Origin of the sequence: Vibrio pacinii DSM 19139 (genome assembly GCF_000711795.1) — a bacterium.
Classification (GTDB): domain Bacteria; phylum Pseudomonadota; class Gammaproteobacteria; order Enterobacterales; family Vibrionaceae; genus Vibrio; species Vibrio pacinii.
Map to the genome: position 1 here is coordinate 99,150 of NZ_KL543976.1, position 23,429 is coordinate 122,578.

A 23,429-nucleotide genomic window follows, 5' to 3' on the forward strand; every position below is an offset into this window, starting at 1 on the left:
TCTAGTAGAGCGTTGCATTGAAAAGTTGAATATTGACGATTTCGCCCACTTCAACTCGTCCACGCTCGCGTTCTAGTACCACAAAGCAATTGGCAAGACTCATTGAACGAAACGCGCCCGAGCTTTGATTTCCCGTTGTCTCAACAACAAACTGGCCATTTTCAACCGAATAGATGCCACGCTGATAATCGGTGCGACCAGGTGCCTTTTTAAACGCGCTGCGAGTAATCGCAGGGATAGACTGTGGTGCTTTCCATTCGCTGTGTCCGCCAAGTTTAGCCAGTAAAGGTTGAACCAATACGTACATTGTCAGTACCGCCGAAACTGGGTTGCCGGGAAGGCCGCAGAACCAAGCGGTTGACAGTTTACCAAACGCAAATGGCTTACCAGGTTTGATAGCCAGCTTCCAAAATCCAATTTGGCCCAGTTGCTCAAGGATGTCTTTAGTGTAATCGGCTTCACCAACACTTACGCCACCAGAGGTCACCACCACGTCTGCAAGGGTTTGCGCTTTTTCAAACGTCGCTTCGAGCGTTTTAGGGCAATCGGGGATAATGCCGAGATCGATCGCTTCACACCCAAAATTTTCAATCAATGGCTTAATGCCGTAACGATTACTATCGTATATCTGGCCTTCAATTAAGGGCTCACCGAGCGGCTTGAGTTCGTCACCAGTTGAGAAAAAAGCCACCCGAGGTTTACGCACGACAGTGACATGGCTAATGCCTAAAGTCGCGATCATTGGAATATCACGTGCAGTCAAACGAGCGCCTTTCAGCAATACGACATCGCCTTGTTTAATATCATCACCGGTAGGGCGGATATTGTTGTTTGGCTTTACGTCGATTTGGTTGAATTGAACACCAGCGTCGGTGACCTCGGTATTTTCTTGCATGATGACCGCATCACAACCGAGTGGAATTTTGGCTCCGGTCATAATTCGCACGCAACTCCCTTGTGGCCAATCGCCTTCAAAAGGTTGCCCTGCGAATGACTTACCCGCGACAGGCATGACTTGCTGATTGGCTAAATCGGCAATACGAATCGCATAGCCATCCATCGCTGAATTATCGAATGGCGGCACAAAAATTGGTGACTGAATCTCTTCGGCGAGAACATAACCAATGGCATCGGCAATCGGCAGTTGTAAAGTAGTTTGGATAGGTGTGATTGGCGACAACATCTTTTCCATCGCCTCTTCAATTGGCATCAAGCCTGGTGCGTCACAGCAGCCCATATTTGAATCCTAATTTTGTTCTTTTTTATTGTTGTTAGCCACTTTACCACAATATCAAATCGGCAATAATGACCCCTGTAAAATATGGGTGTAATTATTCAAAAATCCGAGTATCCTTGTCAGCCATCCTAAAGGGGTAATTAAGAGGAAGTGGAATGTCAGGTCTTAGCGAATCCGCAATATTGGTCAAAGATGCGCTAGAAAGCCGTGGATTAGAGACGCCAATGGCGGCTAATCAATTCAGCCGAGAAGAGAAAAAAGAAAAAATTCAGCATCATATGCGTGAAATTCTCTCTTTACTAGAGCTTGACCTAACGGACGATAGCCTTGAAGAAACACCGCAACGTATAGCAAAAATGTACGTTGATGAGATCTTCTCTGGGCTAGACTACGCCAACTTTCCAAAAATCACGGTAATCGAAAACAAGATGAACGTCAGTGAAATGGTTCGTGTAAAAGACATCACGGTAACCAGCACTTGTGAACATCACCTTGTTACTATCGATGGCCGCGCCGCAGTGGCTTATATTCCGCGTGGCAAGATCATCGGTTTGTCGAAGATCAATCGTATTGTTCGTTTCTTCGCTCAGCGCCCTCAGGTGCAAGAACGCATGACACAGCAGATTTTGGTCGCACTACAAACCTTGCTTGAGTCTGACGATGTTGCTGTCACGATTGATGCGACCCATTATTGTGTCAAGTCACGTGGTGTCATGGATGCAACCAGTGAAACGACGACAACTGCTTTAGGTGGTATTTTTAAATCAAATTCCGCGACCCGTCATGAGTTCCTACACGGAATTCGCTAGGGAAACTGCTGCGATTTAACCAATTCAAACCGCTTCATTTTTGAGGCGGTTTTACTTTTTCTGCCAGGACAAGCTTTCTGGCGAGTCCTTAAAGGATACGACAGTGACAACCTCATTTAAAACACTTGGCCTACGACCTGAGATGTTAGAAACGCTCGACAGTTTAGGCTATACAGAAATGACTCCGATTCAACAGCAAGCTTTACCTATGGTACTGCAAGGTAAAGATGTGATTGGCCAAGGTAAAACGGGTTCAGGTAAAACCGCTGCGTTTTCTCTGGGTCTATTGAGCAACTTAAACGTTCAGCGCTTTCGTGTTCAAACCCTAGTACTTTGCCCAACACGTGAACTGGCTGATCAAGTGGCGAAAGAGATCCGAACCTTAGCTCGCGCCATCCACAATATTAAAGTTTTGACGTTATGTGGTGGTATGCCAATGGGGCCGCAAATCGGTTCGCTTGAGCACGGCGCGCATATTTTGGTTGGTACGCCGGGTCGAATTCTCGATCATATGTCAAAAGGGCGCATCAATCTTGATGAACTGAATACATTGGTGCTTGATGAAGCCGACCGCATGCTTGATATGGGCTTTGAAGACGCGATCGATACCATTATTGCCGCTGCGCCGAGTAAACGTCAGACCTTATTGTTCAGTGCCACGTTCCCGGACGATATTGAGTCACTAGCGCAGAAAGTCATGGTTGATCCGCAAATGATCAAGGTTGAATCAACCCATCAGACCACGACGATTGAACAACGCTTCTTCGAGGTTAAGTCAACAGAATCACGAGATGATGCGTTAGAAGCGCTGTTGTTAACGCATAAACCTGAATCTTCTGTGGTTTTTTGTAACACCAAAAAAGAGGTACAGAATGTCACTGATGAGCTTCTTCACCGCGGATTTAGCGTAGTTGAATTGCATGGCGACATGGAACAGCGTGAGCGTGAACAAGCATTGACGATGTTTGCTAACAAAAGTATTTCGATTTTGGTGGCGACTGATGTTGCCGCGCGTGGTCTAGACGTTGATAACCTTGATGCGGTGTTTAACTTTGAATTGTCACGCGACCCAGAAGTGCATGTCCATCGAATTGGTCGTACTGGTCGTGCAGGTTCAAAGGGGATGGCCTTTAGCTTGTACAATGAAAAAGAAGCGTACCGAGTTGCTCGTATTGATGAGTATATGGATATCGCGATTTCGCCGTCTCAACTACCAGAAAAACCACTAGAACGTCCTTTCTATCCTAAAATGCAGACGATCCAAATTTTGGGTGGCAAGAAGCAAAAAGTCCGTGCCGGCGATATTTTGGGTGCGTTGACCAAACAAGCTGGGCTAGATGGCAAAAAGATAGGCAAAATCAATATCCTTTCAATGGTTTCTTATGTTGCCGTTGAGCATGACATCGTCAAGCCTGCGCTTAACCAACTGCAAACGGGAAAAATGAAAGGTCGTAGCTTTAAAGCGCGCGTAATGAAATAATTAATACGCTGACTTTCAACCAGTAAAAAGCCAACTTATGTGAGTTGGCTTTTTTATTTGTTCAAGATTTTTAACTACCTAAGGCAGGATTAGCTGTCAAAGAGGTAGAGATAGTCTTGGTAGCCTTGCTCGGCCATCTGTTCTTTGGGTATAAAACGCATCGCCGCTGAGTTCATGCAGTAGCGTAAACCGGTTGGAGCAGGGCCATCTTTGAACACATGACCTAGGTGAGAGTCGGCGAAACGGCTTCTCACCTCTGTTCTTTGGTAAAGCAGGTGATTATCGGTTTTGTTGACAATGTAACCTGAGTTAATCGGCTTGGTAAAACTTGGCCAGCCAGTGCCGGATTTGTACTTATCAGTAGATGAAAACAAAGGCTCACCAGACACGATATCAACGTAGATGCCCGCTTGTTTGTTGTCCCAGTATTCGTTACTGAACGCACGCTCAGTGCCTTCTTCCTGAGTGACATAGTATTGCAACTCAGACAAGTTTGCTTTAATCACCTCATCAGAAGGTTTGCTGTATGGTTTGATATCGCGAACTTGTTTTTGTTCATCGATCATCTGGCGCAGAGTCACTGGGTTGTCTTGGCGATCTTCACCGAAGATGTTGTCTAAATACTGATCGCGACCAGAGGCATAACGGTAGTAGTTATAGCGAACCTTATTACGTTTGTAATAATCTTGATGATAGTCTTCTGCGGGCCAAAACTTTTCAAACTCAATCAGTTCGGTTTTAAGTGGCTTTTTATATACGCCCAGTTGATCTATTTCGGCGATAAATTGCTGCGCGATGTCCTTTTGTTGCTCATTGTGGTAGAAAATGGCCGGGCGGTATTGCGGGCCACGATCGACAAATGAGCCTTTGTCATCGGTTGGGTCGATGTGACGAAAGAACTGATCGAGAATTTGTTCGTAGCTGACAACACTGCCATCGTATTTAACTTCAACCACTTCAATATGGCCTGACTTACCGGATGAGACTTGCTTATAGGTCGGGTTTTCTAGGTCTCCGCCTGAATAACCAGAAACCACATCAATCACACCATCAAATTTCTCTAGATCGGATTCCGTGCACCAGAAACATCCTCCGGCTAAGGTGGCAATCTCAATCTCTTTTCCTGCATGGCTTTTCGACAGATGATTGTCTGCTATACCAAAAAATGACGCCGTTGTGGCAATAAGTGCCAGTGAGAAAAGCGCCGATTTAAACTTTACTTTCATATCAACCTCATCGATTGTTTTCGTTATCGATTAAATAGAACGGTTAAGTGGAAAAAAAATTACACCGCTTGTTAGAATTTTATTGAGGTTGTATCAATAAAGATCAAAAAAAAGCGCTCGAAAGCGCTTTTTATCTATTCAAATTACGTTGTCAGCCCAGAGCAGGGAGAAAGCCCGCGGTGATGAGTAGCTGTGCGCCGACAATTAATACACCGACACCACTGGTGACGGCCAGAGCTAGGTTACCGCCTGCTACCTGATAATGACTCAGCTGTGATTGAGCACGTGCTTTGCGCACCATCATGATGGGTAAGAAAATAGCGAGAACCACTAAAGCGATAGCGGCGTAACCTAACGCGGTGATAAAACCTTGAGGGTAAAACAGCGCAAAGCCCATCGGAGGCAGAAATGTAACTAAGCCGACCGCAAGACGAGAACTGCTGACACCGCGTTGCTTCATCGTGTCTCCAAGAAATTCAAACAGCCCCAAGCTAACCCCAAGGAACGAAGTGAGTAAGGCTAGGTCGGCAAAGATACCGATAGTTTGCCCTAGGTTTGATTGATGAACCGTCGTTGCCAAGGTGGAAATGAGTGCGCTTAGTCCTTGATTTTCGATCAAGGTTGCTTGATTGACCACCCCCAAGGTTACTAACTGCCAAAAGACATAGATGATAAGTGGAATGGCAGAACCAATGACAATGGCTTTACGCAAAGACGGCGTGTGGCCATCGAGGTAATTGACAATGGCCGGGATACTGCCATGAAAACCAAATGAGGTAAAAATGACAGGGATAGCGGCAATTACAAGGCCTTGTTCAATAGGCATACTCATCAAGTAAGATTCAGTGACATTTGGCGCGAGAAAAGTCAGCACCACTGCCATCATCAAAACTTTAATGGTGAACAATACACGATTGACTTTATCGACAGTCGCTGTACCAATAATGACGATACCTGCGACCAGCAAAGTAAACAGCAGAGTCGCATTTGTGCCAGAGATTTCGACTCCAGTAAAATTTGCAATGCGTTCGGCGAATTGAGCGCCACCACCGGCAATGTAAGCAGCACACAACGCATAAAATAAGAACATCATCGCGAAACTCGCAAGCCATTTGCCTTTTTTACCCAGGAACTGCTTGGCTAATGTGTGCAGTGTCGCGCTATTATCAGCATGTTGATGAACTTCTATCATTAAAAGCGCGGTATAAGCCATCAAAGCCCATAAAGTGATCATAATGATAAGAGAGGTTGTAAATCCGATTCCCGCTGACGCGAGAGGCAGGGCGAGCATGCCAGCACCAATTGTGGTGCCTGCAATGATCAAAGTACTACCGAATACCTTTGAATTGTTCATTGTAATTATTTCTTTACACTTTGAGGTTGAGTTTAGACTTTTTGGCTATTGGCTACTCATATTATGGTGAGTAAGTCTGCTTTATTAGCCATTGTGTAAAACATTGACGATGACATCAAGCAAAATGTACAAATTATTTACCGTGAGTGTATTTTTAAGTTTACACCGGTTGAAGTGTTGGCGTGTGAAAACGTTTGCGTGAGACCTGTCTCAAATCGCGAGCAGAATTTTCTTTGCCCTTTCAAAAAACTGTCATATAAGTGGTTTAAAAAGGGAGCGTAGACCCGCATATTTCAAGTATCAGACAACATTAGGGTCTAACATTATTGTTTTACTAAGGAGGTCAGAATGAGTGACCAAATAAAAAGCGAAGAGTGCCTAGAGCTACTAGATGCCATGGAAATTGGCTTGGAACTGTCAGATTATGAGCAGTCAATCGAAGAGCTCGCTGACGTTATCTTTAAATAACGACACGTCATCGCAGTCGCTATTTCGCGTAGCAACCAGAATGAGCCAGTGCAGATGCGCTGGCTTTGTGCTTTCATTAGGGTAAATAATCTCGCTGGTTTTTTTGATGTGAACTTTCTTGCTCATTTACACATTGCTGATCATTGCCAATCCAGCCTGTTGGGCAATTTACTGGGCGACTTTGTCAAAGGTAACCCCGACACTCAATATCCGGCAATGATATCTCAAGGCGTGCGCCTGCACCGATTTGTTGATTCCTATACTGACAGTCACTCGCAAGTCGAGCAAATACGGGCGTTATTTCCAAATGGAGTCAGACGCTATTCAGGAATCGCGCTGGATATGTTTTGGGATCATTGCTTAGCCGTTCAATGGAATCAGTTTCATGTTAAACCGCTTAGCGATTTTTGCGCCCAAGCTGAGCGGCAAATTCAAGATGAAGCGATTGTTGAGTTACCTGACCGTTTTGTTCGAACGAATCAAGCGATGTGGCAAGGGCGCTGGCTTGAGTCATATCAGACTTTAGACAATATTGATTTTGCTCTACAACGTATGTCTCAGCGTTCTATGCGGATGACACGCTTGAACGAGTGCTTCCCTTACTTAGAGCGTAACTATCAACAGTTAAGTGCGGTATTTAGCCGCTTCTACCCCGAGGTACTAACTGCCAGTCGAAGATTCTGATAGAATCGTCCGCCTTGCAATTATAGGTAAACCGCATGTCGACAGAATTCGCCGCGTTAGGGCTATGCACACCATTATTATCAACGATTGAATCTTTAGGTTTTAAACAACCAACAGAGGTTCAAAAACAGGCGGTTCCGCCTCTGCTGGAAGGTAAAGACGTCTTAGCTGGCGCGCAAACTGGTACGGGTAAAACCGCCGCGTTTGGACTGCCGATTCTGCAACATTTGCTTCAGTCACCAAGTAAACGCAATCCGCAAAGCAATGATGTGACAGCTTTGGTGTTGGTACCAACCCGAGAACTCGCGCAGCAAGTCTTCGACAATATCAGTCTGTATGCCCAACAGACTGAGGTTAAAGTCGTCACGGCTTATGGCGGGACCAGTATGAATGTGCAAGTCCGCAATTTACATCAAGGTTGCGATATATTAATCGCAACGCCTGGTCGCTTGCTCGATCATCTGTTTTGCAAGAATATCCGTTTGGCTAAGACGCAGTATCTGGTGTTGGATGAAGCAGACCGAATGCTCGACATGGGCTTTATGCCTGATATTCAACGCATCCTTAAGCAGTGTAATCCCCAGCGTCAGACAATGTTTTTTTCAGCAACCTTTGATAAACGCATCAAAGCTATCGCTTACAAAATGCTCAACGAGCCGGTTGAAGTGCAAGTAACGCCTTCGAATAGTACCGCAGATACCGTCGAGCAGATCGTTTACCCGGTGGACAAAAAACGCAAAGCAGAATTGCTCGCGTATCTGATTGGGTCTCGTAATTGGCAACAAGTGTTGGTTTTTACCAAAACGAAGCAGGGCAGTGATGCCTTGGCGAAAGAACTCAAACTAGATGGAATAAAAGCGGCATCGATTAATGGCGATAAAAGCCAAGGAGCGAGACAAAAGGCGCTGGATGATTTTAAAGCCGGTCGTATACGTGCTTTAATTGCGACGGATGTGGCTGCTCGTGGTTTGGATATTCAACAATTGGAGCAAGTGGTCAACTTTGATATGCCTTATAAAGCGGAAGATTATGTTCACCGTATTGGGCGGACAGGTCGTGCTGGCCAACAAGGCTTCGCGGCATCATTAATGAGTCGTGACGAAGAGTATTTACTTGAAGCGATCGAGCGCTTGCTTGATGCCAAATTGCCACAAGAATGGTTGCAAGGGTTTGAACCAAGTTTGATTGAAGACATCGAACCAGACAAAAGCCCGCGGCGTCGTGGGCGTAATGCTGATAAACGTAAAATAAAAGCAAAATTGAAGATCCATGCCGGTCGCGGTAAAAAGAACTAATGAAGAGAAATCGGCTTATATTGATGACTAGTATGAGCCGCTTTTACCTCGATAAAGGAATGATCAGTGAAACTCACGTTAATCAATCTAAACGATGCACAAGCACTGTTAGAGTTTGAGATAACCAATAAACAGTGGTTTGAACAGTTTATCCCACCACGTGAGCAACACTTTTATTCTTTAGTTGGCGTCAAGCAACACATCCGTGAATTCTTGCTTGATTTCAAATGCAACGAAATGATCCCATTGTTAATTAAAAGCGATAATAATAGGATTATCGGTCGCATCAATATCACCAATATTGATGGCAACAAGCGTATTGCTCACTTGGGCTATCGGGTCGGAAAAAGCGAGATCAAGCAAGGTGTCGCAAAATGGGCGGTTTCCGAAGTGATTGACATGCTGAAGAAACAGAACATTAAACAACTGTATGCGTATGCCGAAATTCGCAATGTTGCTTCCCAGAGCGTATTGAGCGCCAATGGATTTAGCAAAGTGAGACTGGTTAAGAACTTTGCAAAGTTACACGGTCAAGCTATCGACTGCCTAGAATACAAACGTCTGATACCCTAAAAATTAAGATAAGCTCCCCGTGGTGTTACATAAACAGTGAAACGGAAGCGAAGGCTTCCGTTTGGGTTCGAGTAAAATCTAGGAATACTGGGCGACTAACATTTCCCAACTCCGTCGCTGAGCGACAAGGTCTTGTTTCATTTGCTGATAACGCATTTTAAGTAAAGAGCATTCATATTTTTTTGCTAATACGTCTTTCTTTGCTTCCAAAACTTGTTTTTTAACGTCGTAGTAATCAACCATTTTAGTGACAAGATCTTCAAACTCTTGGTTTAATGTCTCGTTAAGCAGTCGTGCATTTGGCAGTTTACGAATGTTTTTTGATGCGGTTAAGAGTGACTGTTTAGCGCGCGCTTTTTCGACCTTGAGCTTGGGAGTGACACGCAATTTAGACGCGAGCCCGAACCATGAGCACGACTTAATCAACCACTTCGTTGGATCGTATTGCCACCAATAAATGCCATTGCGATAGTCATTTTCGAAAATATGGTGGTAGTTATGATAGCCTTCACCAAAGGTAAATACTGCTAATATAGCGTTATCACGTGCAGTATTTTTGTCTGTATAAGGTTGGCTACCCCAAATATGGGCCAGTGAATTAATAAAGAAGGTTGAGTGATGGCTAACAACCAAACGAAGCACGCCAACAATCAATAACATTCCCCATATGTCGCCATACAGTACACCAAGCAATAGTGGGATGCCGACGTTGGTCGCTATCGCAAGTGGGACATAATATTTGTGCTGCCACATGACAATATTGTCTTTTTGTAGATCGCGACAATTGCTGTAGTCACAGTAAGTGTTGGCGCTGTATTCACGTAACATCCAACCAATATGAGAGAACCAAAAGCCGCGTTTGGCGGAATAAGGATCTTTATCATTATGATCGACGTGTTTGTGGTGAATTCTATGGTCAGAACTCCAGTGCAGCGCACTATTTTGAAGGGCAAAAGCGCCCCCTAAAGCAAATAGCCAACGGAGTGACCAATGAGCTTGATAGGTTTTATGTGACCACAAGCGGTGGTAACCGGCAGTAATGGATAGGTTACAAAATGAAAATGTCACCACAAACCAGGCAAGGTGCTCAATCGAGTAACCATGCGTGAGGCCATACCAAGGCACAACCAGTGTTGCGACCAAAAATGACGACAAAAAAATCATTATATTTAACCAAATCAGAGGTGGTTTAGGCGAGTCCGACATGGTGAAGTCCTTTCAGCTAACAGTTGTGCGCTAGAATATCAGCGTACATGTGTAAGTCAAACGAAATTCTAATCCTTGTTAGCTAGCTCACGACTCGTTGCTTTGTGTTTTGTAACGAAACGTATCGAATGCAAATAAGCGTTCACTGATATGCATAATAATTCGAGCTAATCGATGGATTACTCTAGAATGTTTGGCTTTTTGTTAAATGTTTTATAGTATGAAGAGATGTAAGAACCCTTACAGGAAGTAATAAGGTACTATAAATGGAATTAAAGTTAGCTGAATATAACGATTATGAACGCATTGCTACTTTGCATGCGCAGAGCTGGAAATTGTTTTATCAAGGGATTCTGGGCTCAGAGTTTCTAAAACACGACGTATTAGAAGAGCGTTCTACTATTTGGCAAACCCGTCTTATTAATCCTCCGTTCAATCAACATGTCCTGCTTATTGAAGAAGGGGGCCTACTCTGCGGCTTTATCTGTGCCTTCGGCAATCATGATTTCGAGAAAGGCACAATGATCGATGCCTTACATGTTGATCCTGCACACCGAGGAAAAGGCGTCGGCGTTAAGCTATTAGCAGAAATGGCGAAATGGATAGATCAGTACTTTCCCAATAACGGCGTATATTTGGAAGTCATGAAAGAGAACAAGCAAGCCGTGGACTTTTATCAACACTTAGGTGGCGAGTGTCATCTAGAACGATTATGGAATGCGCCTTGCGGTCATCAGGTTCCTGAGCTTGTTTACGCATGGCAGTCGGGTAACCAACTATTGAAATGTGTTGAACCACACACAAAGCGAAACGTTGTAACGATTTGATACAAATAACACGCCGTTCCTGATATTTCTCGGACATTACTTGATAGACTGTTGGATAATTTGATAACAAGCATAATATAAATTTCCAGCGGTCTATTCATGAAAAAAACCATACTTTCCAGCGCACTCGTAAGTGCGTTATTTCTCGTAGGATGTGGTGAAGCATCTCAAAACTCACAAACTCCTCCAGCTCAACTGGTGGTGGCTCAACAAGTTGAGTCGATTTCTCATCAGCAAAGCAAATCTTATATCGGTCGAGTTGAAGCGGTTGAAGACACAAATATTACTGCCCAAGTCACAGGTTATTTAAAAGGTAGTCACTTTGACGAAGGCCAAATGGTCGAGAAAGACCAATTACTCTATACCATCGAACCTTCTTCCTTTGAGGCTCAGCTCGCTAGCGCAAAAGCGGCCAACGCGCAGGCCGAAGCTACGTTGATAAAAGCCCAGCTAGATTTCGCTCGCGGTAAAAATCTATTACCGAAAGGCAGTATTTCACAATCAGAATTTGATCATTTAAATGCAGCATTGCTAGGTGCGAAAGCCCAAGTTGAGTCTGCCAAAGCGCAGATGAGACTTGCTGAGGTAAACCTTTCTTATACAGAAATTCGCGCGCCATTTTCAGGACGTATTGCACAAAGCACAGTGTCCACCGGCGATCTTGTCTCGCCACAATCGGGTGTGCTAACTACTTTGGTCAGTCTTGACCCTGTACATACTAGTTTCAGTATTAGTGAGCGTGAACGACTAGAACTGGGCATGGACAACATCAAAAGTGAGGGTGAAGCAGATTCGGTAGAGGTTCAGGTAGTACTCGAAAATGGACAGCGTTTTGAACATTTAGGTAAGCTCGATTTTTTGGGCAATCGTATTGACTTAAATACCGCGACCATTGCTTTGCGCGCCGTTGTTGCCAACCCTGACTATCGATTGCTGCCTGGACAACACGTTAAGGTCGAACTGCGCGAGAAACATGCCGAGCAAGTGGTGGTAGTGCCGCGCCGCGCCGTGCAAACTGATCTAGAAGGCAATTTCGTCATGATTGTAGCCAATGGTGATATCGCAGAGAGACGAAATGTTGAGCTGGGTCGTCAAATTGAATCGGGTGTAATTGTACGAAGTGGCTTAAGTGTCGAAGATACCGTCATTACTCAAGGGCTTCAACGTATACGTAACGGGGTTCCGGTACGTTTAAAATCAGCTAACGCTGAATAAGGGGCTGACATGTTAAGTCGTTTCTTTATCCAGCGCCCTAAGTTTGCGTTGGTTATCTCGATTATTTTGATGTTGGCAGGTGCTATCTCATTAGCGATTTTGCCTGTTGCAGAATACCCCAAAATCAGTCCACCGTCGGTGAGTGTCAATGCCTATTATACTGGGGCGAGCGCTGAAGTCGTTGAACAGGCCATCGCTGACCCTATAGAAACGTCAGTCAACGGCGTCGAAAACATGATCTACATGTCTTCGAAAAGCGCCAACGATGGTTCTTATAGCCTTAATGTGACGTTTGATGTTGGTACTGACCCTGATATGGCACAAGTCAATGTGCAAAATCGGGTCTCACAAATAGAATCAAAGTTACCACAAGAAGTACGAATGGTTGGGGTTACGGTTAAGAAGCGTTCACCTGACTTGTTAATGGTACTCAATTTTTATTCTCCGCAAGGAAAGTATGACGATCAGTTTTTGATCAATTACATCAACCTTAATGTCAAAGACCAGCTGGCGCGTGTTAAAGGCATCAGTGAAGTGAATGTAATTGGTGGCGGTGAGTATGCGATGCGTGTGTGGTTGGATCCTGAAAAAATGGCCAATCTTAAGTTAACCACATCGGATGTTTACTCAGCACTTGCAGAGCAAAATGTGCAAGTGGCCGCTGGACACGTCGGCGCGGCACCTTACAGTAGTGCGCAAGAAGTTCAGTTTAACCTTGTTACTAAAGGGCGTCTTGAGAGCGTTGATGAGTTTGAACGTGTGATATTGCGTGCTAACAGTGATGGCTCTACTGTGTATCTAAAAGATGTTGCTCGTGTAGAACTTGGTAAGAAGTTCTACAGCGGCAGCGGCAAGTTTCGTGGCCAAGACGCATCAATTGTTGCACTTTCTCTTCAATCAGATGCCAATGCACTGGAAAGTGGCCAGGCTGTGATGGATTTACTTGACGGGTTAAGTACTAACTTTCCCCAAGGTATGGCATACGAAACTAGCTATGACACGACAGTGTTTGTTGCTGAGTCGATTAAAGGGGTCGTAAAAACTCTGATAGAAGCGATCCTATTAGTGATTGCGGTGACCTACCTGTTCCTTGGTAACGTTCGTGCCACGTTAATCCCAGTGGTGGCCATTCCGGTTTCGCTGATCGGTACGTTTGCCATCATGCAAATAACGGGGTTTACCATCAATACCGTTACCTTGTTTGGATTGATTCTTGCGATTGGTATTGTGGTTGACGATGCAATCTTGGTGATCGAGAACGTCGATACCACCATGGCCAAAGATCCATCGATGAGTCCGCGCAAAGCAACGTTACTTGCAATGAAGGAAGTTACCGGGCCGATAGTGACCTCAACGTTAGTATTGCTGGCGGTGTTTTTACCCGTTGCAATGTTACCGGGTATCACCGGCATTATGTATCGCCAATTTGCGTTGACTATTTGTATTTCGGTGGTGATTTCTTCGATTAATGCACTGACCCTATCACCAGCACTTTGTTCATTGGTACTCAAACAGGGCGGCGGCAACACCGCGCGTTGGTTCACCGCTTTTAACGCAGGGTTAGAGCGTGTCACAAAAGGCTATGGTCACATTGCTGGATTCTTAATTAAGAAAGCAGTTTTGCTGATTGCCTTCTTTATCGTGGCAGTAGCTGCGGTTGCTTTTTTGGCGAAAACCACGTCAACGGCGTTTGTTCCTCAAGAAGATAAAGGCATCTTACTGGTCAATGTTCAATTGCCGGATTCTGCTTCGCTATCACGTACTGAAGCGGTTACCGAACAATTAATTGGGATTGTAGAACAAGAACCCGGTATTGATGGAGTGACTGTCGCAAACGGTTTTGCTTTCATGACCGGTGCGGCAGCGTCAAATGGCGCGTCTTTGTTTATCAAGCTTCATGACTGGGAAACACGAAATCAGTTTTCAGGTGACCACTCAGCTAATGCGATCGCGCAACGAATCAATGGCAAAGCCGCAACTGAGCTTCCACAGGCGATTGTTTTTGCCATGGGACCGCCAGCTGTACCTGGAATGGGCTCGGCTTCAGGTTTTGAATTTGTCCTTGAAGACTCTTTGGGGCGCAGTCGCACCGATCTTGCCACGCTGATGGGGCAGGTAATTGAAGAAGCGAACAAGCAGCCAGAAATTGCCTATACCTTCAGTACCTTCCGTGCCAATGTGCCGCATTTTTATGTTGATATAGATCGAGAAAAGGCGCAGCAGCTAGGAGTACCATTGTCGAGTGTTTTTCAAACGCTACAGGGTAACTTAGGTTCTCTATACGTTAATGACTTTACGATGTTTGGCAAAAACTTCCGTGTGACGATGCAGGCTGACAGTCAGCATCGCAGCAATATGGAAGATCTTGAACGCTTCCACGTTCGTTCTGCGAGTGGCGAGATGATCCCGCTCAGCACTTTGGTTGGTTATGAGCAAATCTTTGAACCTGATGTCGCGTGGCGATACAACATGTATCGTAGTGCGATCATTCAAGGTCAGCCAGCTCCGGGTTATTCAAGTGGTGATGCCATTGCTGCTATGGAACGAGTGGCGGCCGAAATGTTGCCGCAAGGTTATCAGTATGAATGGACCGGCATGGCATACCAAGAGGTACTAGCAGGTAGCCAAGCTATCTTCGCATTTGCGTTAGCGCTGATCTTTATCTATCTGTTTATGGTAGCGCAGTACGAAAGTTGGACCATTCCTCTGGCGATTATTCTGGTGGTACCAATCGCGACATTAGGCTCATTTATTGCGCTGAACTTAACTGGGACGCCGCTTAACTTGTATGCACAGATAGGTTTAGTCTTGTTGATTGCTTTGGCGGCGAAAAACGCAATATTGATTGTGGAGTTTGCTAAATTAGAACGTGAAGAGAAAGAAGCCAGTATTGAGGAAGCGGCAGTTCAAGGGGGTAAGTTACGCTTCAGAGCAGTGAACATGACATCATGGTCATTCATTTTAGGTATCTTCCCACTGATCTTCGCCGCTGGGGCAGGTCACATAAGTCAAAACTCACTCGGCATTTCATTGATTGGCGGTTTGTTGTGTGTCCTTCTGGCGGGAACCTTATTGATTCCTGGCTTTTACGCACTGGTTCAGCGTCAGCGTGAAAAAGTTCATGGTGGCAGTACTAAATTGATCCCCCTTGATGATGAGTAACTAACAAACAATCCCCTTGTCGAAAGAGAAGGGGATTGTTTTTAACGTTGTTTATTTAGACGTTTTGAACTCCGCAACCGCACTGTCCATCTCATTGGCTTGTGCCGAAACCAGATCGACTTCGCTTAAACATTGCTGAGCAGAAGTCATATTACTTTCCGATATTGTGTTTAACTCAGTGATTGAGTCACTGACCTGATTCATCACAATTCCTTGCTCTTCAATGGCAGAAGCAATGCGTTCCGAGTTGGCTTGAATGGTTTCCATATCATTGATGATTTGGCTGAGGCTACTATCCAGGGTACGAGAAGCCGATAGTGTTTGGGCACCTTGCTCATTACATTGGTCAATATTAGTCACGACTTCAGCCATTTGATTCTGGATAGCGGAGACAACTTTAGTAATCTCTTCGGTTGATTGATGAGTTCGGCTCGCAAGCGCGCGTACCTCATCGGCAACCACTGCAAATCCGCGGCCTTGTTCACCAGCACGAGCTGCTTCAATCGCAGCGTTAAGAGCCAATAGGTTAGTTTGCTCGGCAATCTCTTGGATAATATTTACCGCATCGCCAATTTTATCGACGTGATTGTTGAGTGAACCAATGGATTCTTGACTACTGCCTAAGATTGAGGAGAGTTGGTCAATGTTGTTTACTGTGGAATCTACAACTTTACGTCCATTTTTAGCATTAATAGACGCTTGTTGTACCCCTTCAACGGCAACTGAAGTGCTTTCAGAAATTTCATTAATGGTCAGTACCATTTCTTGAACCGATGTTGCCATCGTGCCTGTATGATCGGCTTGAACATGGAATTGCTCAATTACGTGTTGTAGCTCGTTATGCATACTAGACGTACTGTGAGTGAGCTGCTTAGACTTTGTTTGTGAACCAGAAATCAACGCTTCAAACTTATCTAATAACATATTGAAATGATTGCCAATAACTGAAAGTTCGTCTTTCTTGGTTAAGTTGGCACGCAATGACACATTGTTGGTTCGAGCAATCTCTTGAATGGCGAGGAGTAGATTCGCCACCTGTTGGTTAATAGTGCGCGAAATTTGGAAGATAAACACAAAAATTATTAAAACCACCAATGATGTGACCGTTATTTTTAGTGTTGCTATTTGAGCACTTGATTCGTTGGTTTGCGCTTCTAACGCCTCGGAAAATGCCTTGAATTGTTCTTCTACGGCATGTGACAAGTTACGCGTATCGCCAAGTAATCCTTCGTTATATTTAAGGCCGATCATTTTCGCCTGAGCGATATAACTTCTGGCTGCGGCGATCAGAGCTGTCGCATTGTTGGGCAACAAGTCAGGTGAGAGCACTCCTTGCGATACAGCGTTATCAAACTGGGACAAATTAACCAGTTCATCGCTCGATAAAGAAGGGCGAAGCGAGTCAAGTGCTTTGTTGTAGGCGCCAACAAGCTTTTCATTGCTAGCCAGTCCCAGCTGTTGATAAGCTTGCACCAGTTTATTAAAACCAGCTTGGTAGGCAGTAATATCGCGGCGCAGCTGTTGGCTAGAGGGGAGATCTTGTTCTTTTACAATAACAGCGAGTTTTTCTTCAAGATCGAAGAAAGTCTGTATGTTTTTGTTGAATCGGTCCAAATATTTTACGTCTTTCCTCAATAAGAAGTCTTTTTCGTTTCGTCGCAAATTCAAAAGCCGAATCTCTAGATCCGCTACTAATAGGCTGGCTTGATGGAGTTGAGAAGTGGTTTGGGCAAATTGCATGGTTGCAAAAACAATGGTTATGACACCAAATATGGCTACAACACCTAATGAATACAGTTTATTCTTGATATTCATAAGATTACCTTAGTTCGTTAATATTATTCATTGATTGGTATTAATCCAGATAGTAGTTGTTATTTATAGATGTATCAATTATCTCGACTCATTCTGCCCATGAATTTAAGTTAAATATCGAACTAGTTCGACTAAGAGAAGTAAATTTTGGAACGCATAGAAAAGTATCACGCATTAATATTTGATATGGATGGCACCTTGATTGACACCATGCCAGCGCATTTGCATGCATGGCGCTCGACCGCCGAGCATTTTAACTTTCCGTTTTCTCAGCAGTGGTTACATAGTTTAGGTGGGATGCCGAGTTATAAAATCGCGGCAGAGGTCAATGCGAAGTTCGGCTTAAACTTAGATCCTAAGCAAGTGTCACGTTTCAAAATGGCGGCGTTTGCTGCTATCGAACAACCGGGTGAGTTAATCGCTTGTACGTTGGAGGTCTTTGAGCATTTTTATGGTAACAAGAAATTAGCGGTCGGAACGGGAAGCCAGCGCGATAGTGCGATCAGGTTACTGACTATGAGCAACTTAATCGATAAACTCGATGCGGTTGTAACGGCCACGGATGTTGAACATCATAAGCCTAATCCCGACACATTTTTAGCAGCGGCAGAGCTTATTGGTGTAAAACCGGCGGATTGTGTGGTATTTGAGGATACTAAGCTTGGCTTACAGGCAGCGCATGCGGCTGGAATGGACTGCTTTTTGGTTGAAGCTAACGAGCTAGTGTTTTACCCACTAGAAAAATAATAAGAGCCGCGCAAGCGGCTCTGTATCATTAGCGATCCCAATAGGCTTCTTCAAGGCTATCTTCTCGCTCTGGTAGAGCTCTTGCGAGGCGAGGAGAGTGTTGGGTTAATACTTCATAGCTGACGCGGTTGGCGTACTTACAAATTTGCGACAACGACGAATAAGTCAGATATGGCTGATCGTGTTTCGATGAGTTTGGAACATTAACCTGATGATGGCTGTTGGCCGCCATATCATGCAATAGTGCAGACAGCGCTGCATCGCCCGCGCCATTGGTGTTCTTAATTTCCAAGGGACCACCGAGATACGGGCCAATGTGCGAATACACTTTTACTGGCGTTTGACAGTCAGCTTTGCGCATTGCACGACTAAATTCATATTTATTAAACTCAGGAATATTACCTGGAAGCAGCGGCAGCTCGGTTTCACGTTTGACGCTCTCTTCGGTGTAACCAGCCATGTATAAGCCAACCGCACCTGCAGTACAAAGCACCAGATCAACCCATTCAAGTGCTTTATCCGCAGCAAGTAGAGGATCTTTCTCTCCGGTGAGAGCTTCACTTTCTTCTTCGTTCATGGCAATAATCGAGATATTGTCCTTGATGTAATCTTGCCACCACTTGGCGTTTCCTTCGATCACCCATTTAGTACCTAACGTCAGAACAACAGGTACATTTTTCGCGTTGGCAATCTCAATGGCACGTGCGACCGCTTTCGGCATTGGATCTTCAGGTTTACCACGCATTAGATAAGAAGAAACCACTAAGGCTGAGGCTTTATCAAACACTTCTTCAGGAATGCTCTCAGGATGCAGTTGGTTCATGTGACCTTCGTTAATCGCGAAAGTACGTTCTCCGTTTTCAGAAATCAGGGTGTAGCAACGGCCAATAGACCCTTCAACCATTTGCAAATGGTTAAGGTTCATGCGCGAAGAGGTGCGACATAAATAGCGGTAAGCAAATGAACCCACTTCAATATTACGAGACATGACGCCGAGTAGCACAGACTTGCTATCAGCAAGAACCGAGTAGTTGTGCAAGGTATTTCCAATCGTGTCGCCAGGGTATTGGTGAGTGATTAGCTCGCGCTGAACAAGTTCTTCATATAACGCATCGGCTTTACTTTCTTCAAGAACCAGCGAATGGCCTTTACTCAGTTCATATTTGTTAAGAAATTCATCATCAACACGTGCTTCGATATCAACGATAGTTTGTCCTACACCCACGACAATAGGTCGATAAAGTTTTGGGGTCTGCTTGATCTGATTGACGAGTGGATCACGGGCGTGAGTAGGGAAGTAATGCTTAGATTTGCGCTGTCCGGGAAATTTCATGTTTAGAATAGAGTGAGAAATTTTCCCGGATGATATCACAAAAATGAAATGGTGCTTTCATATTTATTACATCAAAAGATGCCGATCATGTATCGACATCACTAAGATGTTATTTTTCACCTAGATACGAACCGTATGCTTTAGTGCCCCAAAGTGGAACCGTCGACAAGCTGTGTTTGAAGCTGCCAGAGGTCTCTTTAGTAGAGTAAGACAAATACATAATGGTCTGGTTTTCAACATCAAGAATACGGCGAATTTTCATGCTCTTGAAAAAGATACTTTTCGACTTCTTGAAAACCACTTCACCATCGTTTGACTTGTCGATTTTTGCAATCATCTCTGCTGTGATCTCGCCGGTTTGACGACAAGATATTGAGCTATCACTTGGGTCTGCAAAACTGAAATCGGCTTCAATTGACGCCACATGACAAGTTACGCCAGTGACGATTGGGTCTTGCATATGATTGAGCTTGATGTCCTTCATCGTGAAAAGACCTAGGCTGACGTCTCCCACTTCGTCGCCTGAACACCCCATTAGCGCGGTTACGAGAGTTGTGGCTATCAATACCTTTTTGAACATGATGGTTTCTCCAGATGATTATGAGCTTTGTTTTGTGCTCACTATATCAGGTTTTAGATACTGATCGACCTATGATGACTAAAAGACTTGTGACCTCAAGTGGTTATCGAGTAAGCTTCCAACACACTTCTTGAATTTTCAACAGGCTTAATTCCTATCATGTCGATACCTAAGATCGCTGAAATCAAAAACCAATGGCTTTATCAGCAAGTGGAGGTTGAATTTCCGACCAAAGAAAGTATCGCAGGAATGGCATTGTACAAAGACGACCTTTCTCACCGTGAATTTGTCGCTTTGTCATCCGATCAACCTTTGAGTAATGAGTTTAATCAGGACGATATTTTCCAAGTCGACTTTCATCGCTTAACCGTGATGTTTGCGTTGCTTCAAGCCAGTCGTTGGTCGCAAGAGCGTGAACAAGAGCTGATAGTTGAATTCCTTACTCAAATAATCTATTCACCGCCGTGTAATTTGTATATTGGATTCAGACAGGGTGAGCCAGTTGCGGCGGCGATCGTCACTTATGCTGATGAAAGCTTGTTGATCTCTGATCTGATCGTTAGCGCACACAGCGAAACGAGTGAGCAAGGATTTGTTGCGGCGCTGACCGCTAAGTTGTCAGATATTGTCGAGCAGGCTAACCAAGTTTTGCTTGAGGTGAGGCGTTAATCCATTCTCCTGCGACTGTTGTGCTAAATCGATCCCAGCCAAACAGTGATTTAGCCTAAACTTCTGAGCTTGAAACCGTGGATATCCAACAAACTGTTAAGCACATCATTTCATTGTCTTGTTTGTATCTTATTATTTGCTAACGGCAATAGATAGGATAATACGGATGACTGAGCCTCGGGCTAAATGCGTGATCTTCGATTGTGATGGAACACTGGTCGACAGTGAAAGACTGTGTTGCCTTGCTTTGTGCGCCACATTTAAAAAATTCAACGCCACACTAAGCATGGATGAAGCCATCAAACACTTCGAAGGTGGCAAGTTGGCTGATATTCTTAGCGCGACCAAGCAACGTCTCGCAGTAAACGTCTCTATAGATAAGCTTGAGCCGGTATATCGAGAGATTTTAGATGCGCTATTTGAACAGAAGCTTAAGCCGATGGATGGTGTGTTCGAGCTGCTTGATTATTTGCAGCGCCACGGTATCGAATATTGTGTGGCCTCTAATGGGCCGAAAGTAAAAATTAGACGAAGTTTAGAGCTCACCGGATTATTGCCTTATTTTGAAGACCGGATATTCTCGGCATTTGATACCAACAGTTGGAAACCTGAACCAGATTTAGTGCTATACAGTGCAATGACTATGGGGTTTAGGCTTGAGGAGTGCATCTATATTGATGATACCCCAAAGGGCCTTGAAGCAGGGATCCGAGCGGGTGTGAAAACCGTGCAATTAGTCGGTCTTAACGATAAAGGCCACGACCAAGCGATGCAGACCATCGACAATTTGCGGCAGTTAGAGCAAGTGCTTTAGCAAAACAATCTACACACCTAGTGGCACTGTAGACTGATAAACTTAATAGACTTGGTGCGATGCGTTAATTCAGTCGGTGCAGGGGGGATTTTACTTACGCTTTCAAAGAATGACCCGCATTCTGCACACAACATATTATCGCTTTCCGATAGTAAATATTCTTGGCTACCACATAGCGGGCAGCACAAGGTTGTTTGTTCGGTAGGGTTACCATTCATAGTCAAATTCTCAGCAGCAAGATAATAATAATCTAATCGTTAATTATTTTTAGCTTAGGCGAATCCAATGCCTAGCTTTTAATCATTCTATCTTAGTCTAATCGCATTCTAAAAAGTGCGTTTCACCGAGAATTAACTCAAGAATGGGAAGCAATTCATATATTAAAAAATGCTTATATACGTTACTTTTATGTTAACTGTTAAATCAATCTGCCCGCGAGTCACGCGGGCAACAAAAATCGAACTTAAGTACGTTCGGCCAAATACGCCGTGTAGTCGGGGATCTCGATGACCACTTCTTGCTCCATTAAATCCGATTCAATGATGAATTTAGCGGTCGCGCGATTGGTCGCGACAGGAATATTCCATACACTGGCGATGCGCAGTAGTGCTTTTACATCAGGATCGTGCGGAACGGCATTGAGTGGATCCCAAAAGAAAATAAGCGCATCTATTTTACATTCAGAGATCAGCGCACCAATTTGTTGGTCGCCGCCCATCGGACCACTAATCATGCTTTTGATTGCAAGCCCAGTCTCTTTACTCAGCATATGACCAGTTGTGCCAGTTGCGTAAAGAAAGTGCCCCTGAAGCTTATGTTTATTTTCTGTCACCCAGCGCAGTAGCTCAGGTTTGTAATTGTCGTGCGCAACAAGGGCGATATGTTTGTGTGCAGGTAGAGTGCGCGTTGTTTTTTCCATTTATAATTATTCCTAATTGTTTTCGTTATAGACGTAAAAGGTAGGTCGGTACTCTGAAGGTGATAAAGACTCGGAGATCACCTCAGGATTAAGTCGCAGTGGTGTTAGTGGTTCAATAATCGGCGCTGCTTGTTTTTCATATGGCAGGTCGCGTAGGTAATGGACCGCTTGTCGTATTGACAAACGACCTTGCTCAACCATTTTGTCGCTTGGGGCAAATTCTACCCGACTACGCAGTAATCCTCGGTAAACCCCGTGACTTAAGTAGGTTGAGACCAAACCAATTGACCCGCTGTTACCACTGCTTCTTAGTTCGCTGATAGCGGCTTCAATCGCGACGGCACTGCCGACAATGTAGCGTACATTGTTAACATCAATCGCTTGCTGAACAAGGTTACGTTGTAACTCCTTGTCATTGTCAGCCCAGTAAGTATCACTTACCACAATATCACTGTCTTTAATCGCTGCATAAAAGCCTTGTATCACGGGCTTGGTTCCACCGCTAGATTGTGGTCCGGGCAACAAGACAACAGAGGTAATACCGCTACCAGATGGGTGTTGGCTTTTTAAATACTCACCGGCGTAATAACCCATCCAATACCAATCGACACCAACTTCGCCCTTGACGATGGATCGATTGGATTTATCTGTAATGAGTTTATTCACGGTCGCGAATACGGGAATATCGTTGACCTCTTGACGCAGCGTGGTGGCAAACACATCCGGTGCCACTGTGCCGAGTATGATCGCGTCGGCTTGCCATTGGGTGCACAGTGCGAGTTGTTCTCTCTGTTTATCAATATTGGGGTAGCCACCTGCTTCTAACACGCGCAAATCAACACCTTGCTTACGCGCTTCATCAACCATACCGTAATTAACCGACAACCAATAGGAATCTTTCAGGTGTGGATAAACGGCGCAGATACGCTCGGCGGCATTTGTTGACACGGCAAAACAGGTCAACAGTAAGGTTGCCATTAGTCGAGAGTATAATTTAGTTGTGAAGATCAAAGGCA

The 23,429-nt window shown here is 44.6% G+C and carries 20 protein-coding genes; 11 read left to right on the forward strand and 9 right to left on the reverse strand.

The window, feature by feature from the left end:
- Position 1: 1 nt before the first annotated feature.
- Entirely contained in the window at positions 2 to 1,237 is a 1,236-nt protein-coding gene (gene moeA / locus BS19_RS15455; protein ID WP_038176487.1) for a molybdopterin molybdotransferase MoeA, read from the reverse strand.
- Positions 1,238 to 1,392: 155 nt separating this feature from the next.
- On the opposite strand from moeA, the gene folE reads away from it, so the two are divergent.
- Both folE and dbpA read left to right on the forward strand, forming a co-directional pair.
- A complete protein-coding gene (gene folE / locus BS19_RS15460) occupies positions 1,393 to 2,046 on the forward strand; it encodes a GTP cyclohydrolase I FolE (RefSeq protein ID WP_038176488.1) in 654 nt (217 codons plus the stop codon).
- Between the two features lie 103 nt (positions 2,047 to 2,149).
- Complete coding sequence (gene dbpA / locus BS19_RS15465) at positions 2,150 to 3,526, forward strand: ATP-dependent RNA helicase DbpA (protein WP_038176490.1); 1,377 nt, start codon at positions 2,150 to 2,152, stop codon at positions 3,524 to 3,526.
- An 89-nt stretch (positions 3,527 to 3,615) separates the two neighbouring features.
- On the opposite strand, the gene msrB is transcribed toward dbpA, so the two are convergent.
- Entirely contained in the window at positions 3,616 to 4,752 is a 1,137-nt protein-coding gene (msrB, locus tag BS19_RS15470; protein ID WP_038176492.1) for a peptide-methionine (R)-S-oxide reductase MsrB, read from the reverse strand.
- A gap of 151 nt (positions 4,753 to 4,903) precedes the next feature.
- Entirely contained in the window at positions 4,904 to 6,106 is a 1,203-nt protein-coding gene (locus BS19_RS15475) for an aromatic amino acid transport family protein (RefSeq protein ID WP_038176493.1), read from the reverse strand.
- A gap of 576 nt (positions 6,107 to 6,682) precedes the next feature.
- Between BS19_RS15475 and BS19_RS15480 the strand changes: the two genes are divergently transcribed.
- From BS19_RS15480 to BS19_RS15490, 3 genes are all read left to right on the forward strand, one after another.
- Positions 6,683 to 7,258 (forward strand): acyl carrier protein phosphodiesterase, encoded by a 576-nt coding sequence (locus BS19_RS15480; protein ID WP_038176797.1) that lies wholly within the window; start codon positions 6,683 to 6,685, stop codon positions 7,256 to 7,258.
- Between the two features lie 35 nt (positions 7,259 to 7,293).
- A complete protein-coding gene (locus BS19_RS15485) occupies positions 7,294 to 8,553 on the forward strand; it encodes a DEAD/DEAH box helicase (protein ID WP_038176496.1) in 1,260 nt (419 codons plus the stop codon).
- 66 nt (positions 8,554 to 8,619) lie between these two features.
- The gene (locus BS19_RS15490; protein ID WP_038176497.1) at positions 8,620 to 9,126 is read left to right on the forward strand and encodes a GNAT family N-acetyltransferase; all 507 of its coding nucleotides are present in this window, start codon (positions 8,620 to 8,622) and stop codon (positions 9,124 to 9,126) included.
- A gap of 78 nt (positions 9,127 to 9,204) precedes the next feature.
- Here BS19_RS15490 and BS19_RS15495 read toward each other — a convergent pair whose 3' ends face one another.
- The gene (locus BS19_RS15495) at positions 9,205 to 10,332 is read right to left on the reverse strand and encodes an acyl-CoA desaturase (protein WP_038176498.1); all 1,128 of its coding nucleotides are present in this window, start codon (positions 10,330 to 10,332) and stop codon (positions 9,205 to 9,207) included.
- Between the two features lie 266 nt (positions 10,333 to 10,598).
- Here BS19_RS15495 and BS19_RS15500 point away from each other — a divergent pair, with 266 nt between their 5' ends.
- The 3 genes from BS19_RS15500 (at position 10,599) to BS19_RS15510 (ending at position 15,536) form a co-directional block, all read left to right on the forward strand.
- On the forward strand, positions 10,599 to 11,159 hold the full coding sequence (locus tag BS19_RS15500; RefSeq protein ID WP_038176499.1) for a GNAT family N-acetyltransferase: 561 nt from the start codon (positions 10,599 to 10,601) through the stop codon (positions 11,157 to 11,159).
- A gap of 99 nt (positions 11,160 to 11,258) precedes the next feature.
- Complete coding sequence (locus BS19_RS15505) at positions 11,259 to 12,374, forward strand: efflux RND transporter periplasmic adaptor subunit (protein ID WP_038176501.1); 1,116 nt, start codon at positions 11,259 to 11,261, stop codon at positions 12,372 to 12,374.
- A gap of 9 nt (positions 12,375 to 12,383) precedes the next feature.
- The gene (locus BS19_RS15510; protein ID WP_038176502.1) at positions 12,384 to 15,536 is read left to right on the forward strand and encodes an efflux RND transporter permease subunit; all 3,153 of its coding nucleotides are present in this window, start codon (positions 12,384 to 12,386) and stop codon (positions 15,534 to 15,536) included.
- A 51-nt stretch (positions 15,537 to 15,587) separates the two neighbouring features.
- Here the strand turns inward: BS19_RS15510 and BS19_RS15515 are convergent, their stop codons facing one another.
- A complete protein-coding gene (locus tag BS19_RS15515; protein ID WP_038176503.1) occupies positions 15,588 to 17,351 on the reverse strand; it encodes a methyl-accepting chemotaxis protein in 1,764 nt (587 codons plus the stop codon).
- A 144-nt stretch (positions 17,352 to 17,495) separates the two neighbouring features.
- Here BS19_RS15515 and BS19_RS15520 point away from each other — a divergent pair, with 144 nt between their 5' ends.
- Entirely contained in the window at positions 17,496 to 18,098 is a 603-nt protein-coding gene (locus tag BS19_RS15520) for a beta-phosphoglucomutase family hydrolase (RefSeq protein WP_038176505.1), read from the forward strand.
- 28 nt (positions 18,099 to 18,126) lie between these two features.
- Here the strand turns inward: BS19_RS15520 and BS19_RS15525 are convergent, their stop codons facing one another.
- Both BS19_RS15525 and BS19_RS15530 read right to left on the reverse strand, forming a co-directional pair.
- Positions 18,127 to 19,431 (reverse strand): inosine/guanosine kinase, encoded by a 1,305-nt coding sequence (locus BS19_RS15525; RefSeq protein ID WP_038176507.1) that lies wholly within the window; start codon positions 19,429 to 19,431, stop codon positions 18,127 to 18,129.
- Between the two features lie 109 nt (positions 19,432 to 19,540).
- Positions 19,541 to 20,011 carry a CreA family protein gene (locus BS19_RS15530; protein ID WP_038176508.1) on the reverse strand — a complete coding sequence of 157 codons (471 nt, stop codon included), beginning with the start codon at positions 20,009 to 20,011 and terminating at the stop codon, positions 19,541 to 19,543.
- Between the two features lie 159 nt (positions 20,012 to 20,170).
- On the opposite strand from BS19_RS15530, the gene BS19_RS15535 reads away from it, so the two are divergent.
- Together BS19_RS15535 and BS19_RS15540 are read left to right on the forward strand one after the other, a co-directional pair.
- Positions 20,171 to 20,680: a hypothetical protein gene (locus BS19_RS15535; protein ID WP_038176510.1), complete on the forward strand. Its 510-nt coding sequence runs from the start codon at positions 20,171 to 20,173 to the stop codon at positions 20,678 to 20,680.
- Positions 20,681 to 20,846: 166 nt separating this feature from the next.
- The gene (locus BS19_RS15540; RefSeq protein ID WP_038176512.1) at positions 20,847 to 21,494 is read left to right on the forward strand and encodes an HAD-IA family hydrolase; all 648 of its coding nucleotides are present in this window, start codon (positions 20,847 to 20,849) and stop codon (positions 21,492 to 21,494) included.
- A 463-nt stretch (positions 21,495 to 21,957) separates the two neighbouring features.
- Here BS19_RS15540 and BS19_RS15545 read toward each other — a convergent pair whose 3' ends face one another.
- Entirely contained in the window at positions 21,958 to 22,413 is a 456-nt protein-coding gene (locus BS19_RS15545) for a methylglyoxal synthase (RefSeq protein WP_038176514.1), read from the reverse strand.
- Between the two features lie 12 nt (positions 22,414 to 22,425).
- A complete protein-coding gene (gene torT / locus BS19_RS15550) occupies positions 22,426 to 23,391 on the reverse strand; it encodes a TMAO reductase system periplasmic protein TorT (protein ID WP_245609296.1) in 966 nt (321 codons plus the stop codon).
- Positions 23,392 to 23,429 lie beyond the last annotated feature (38 nt).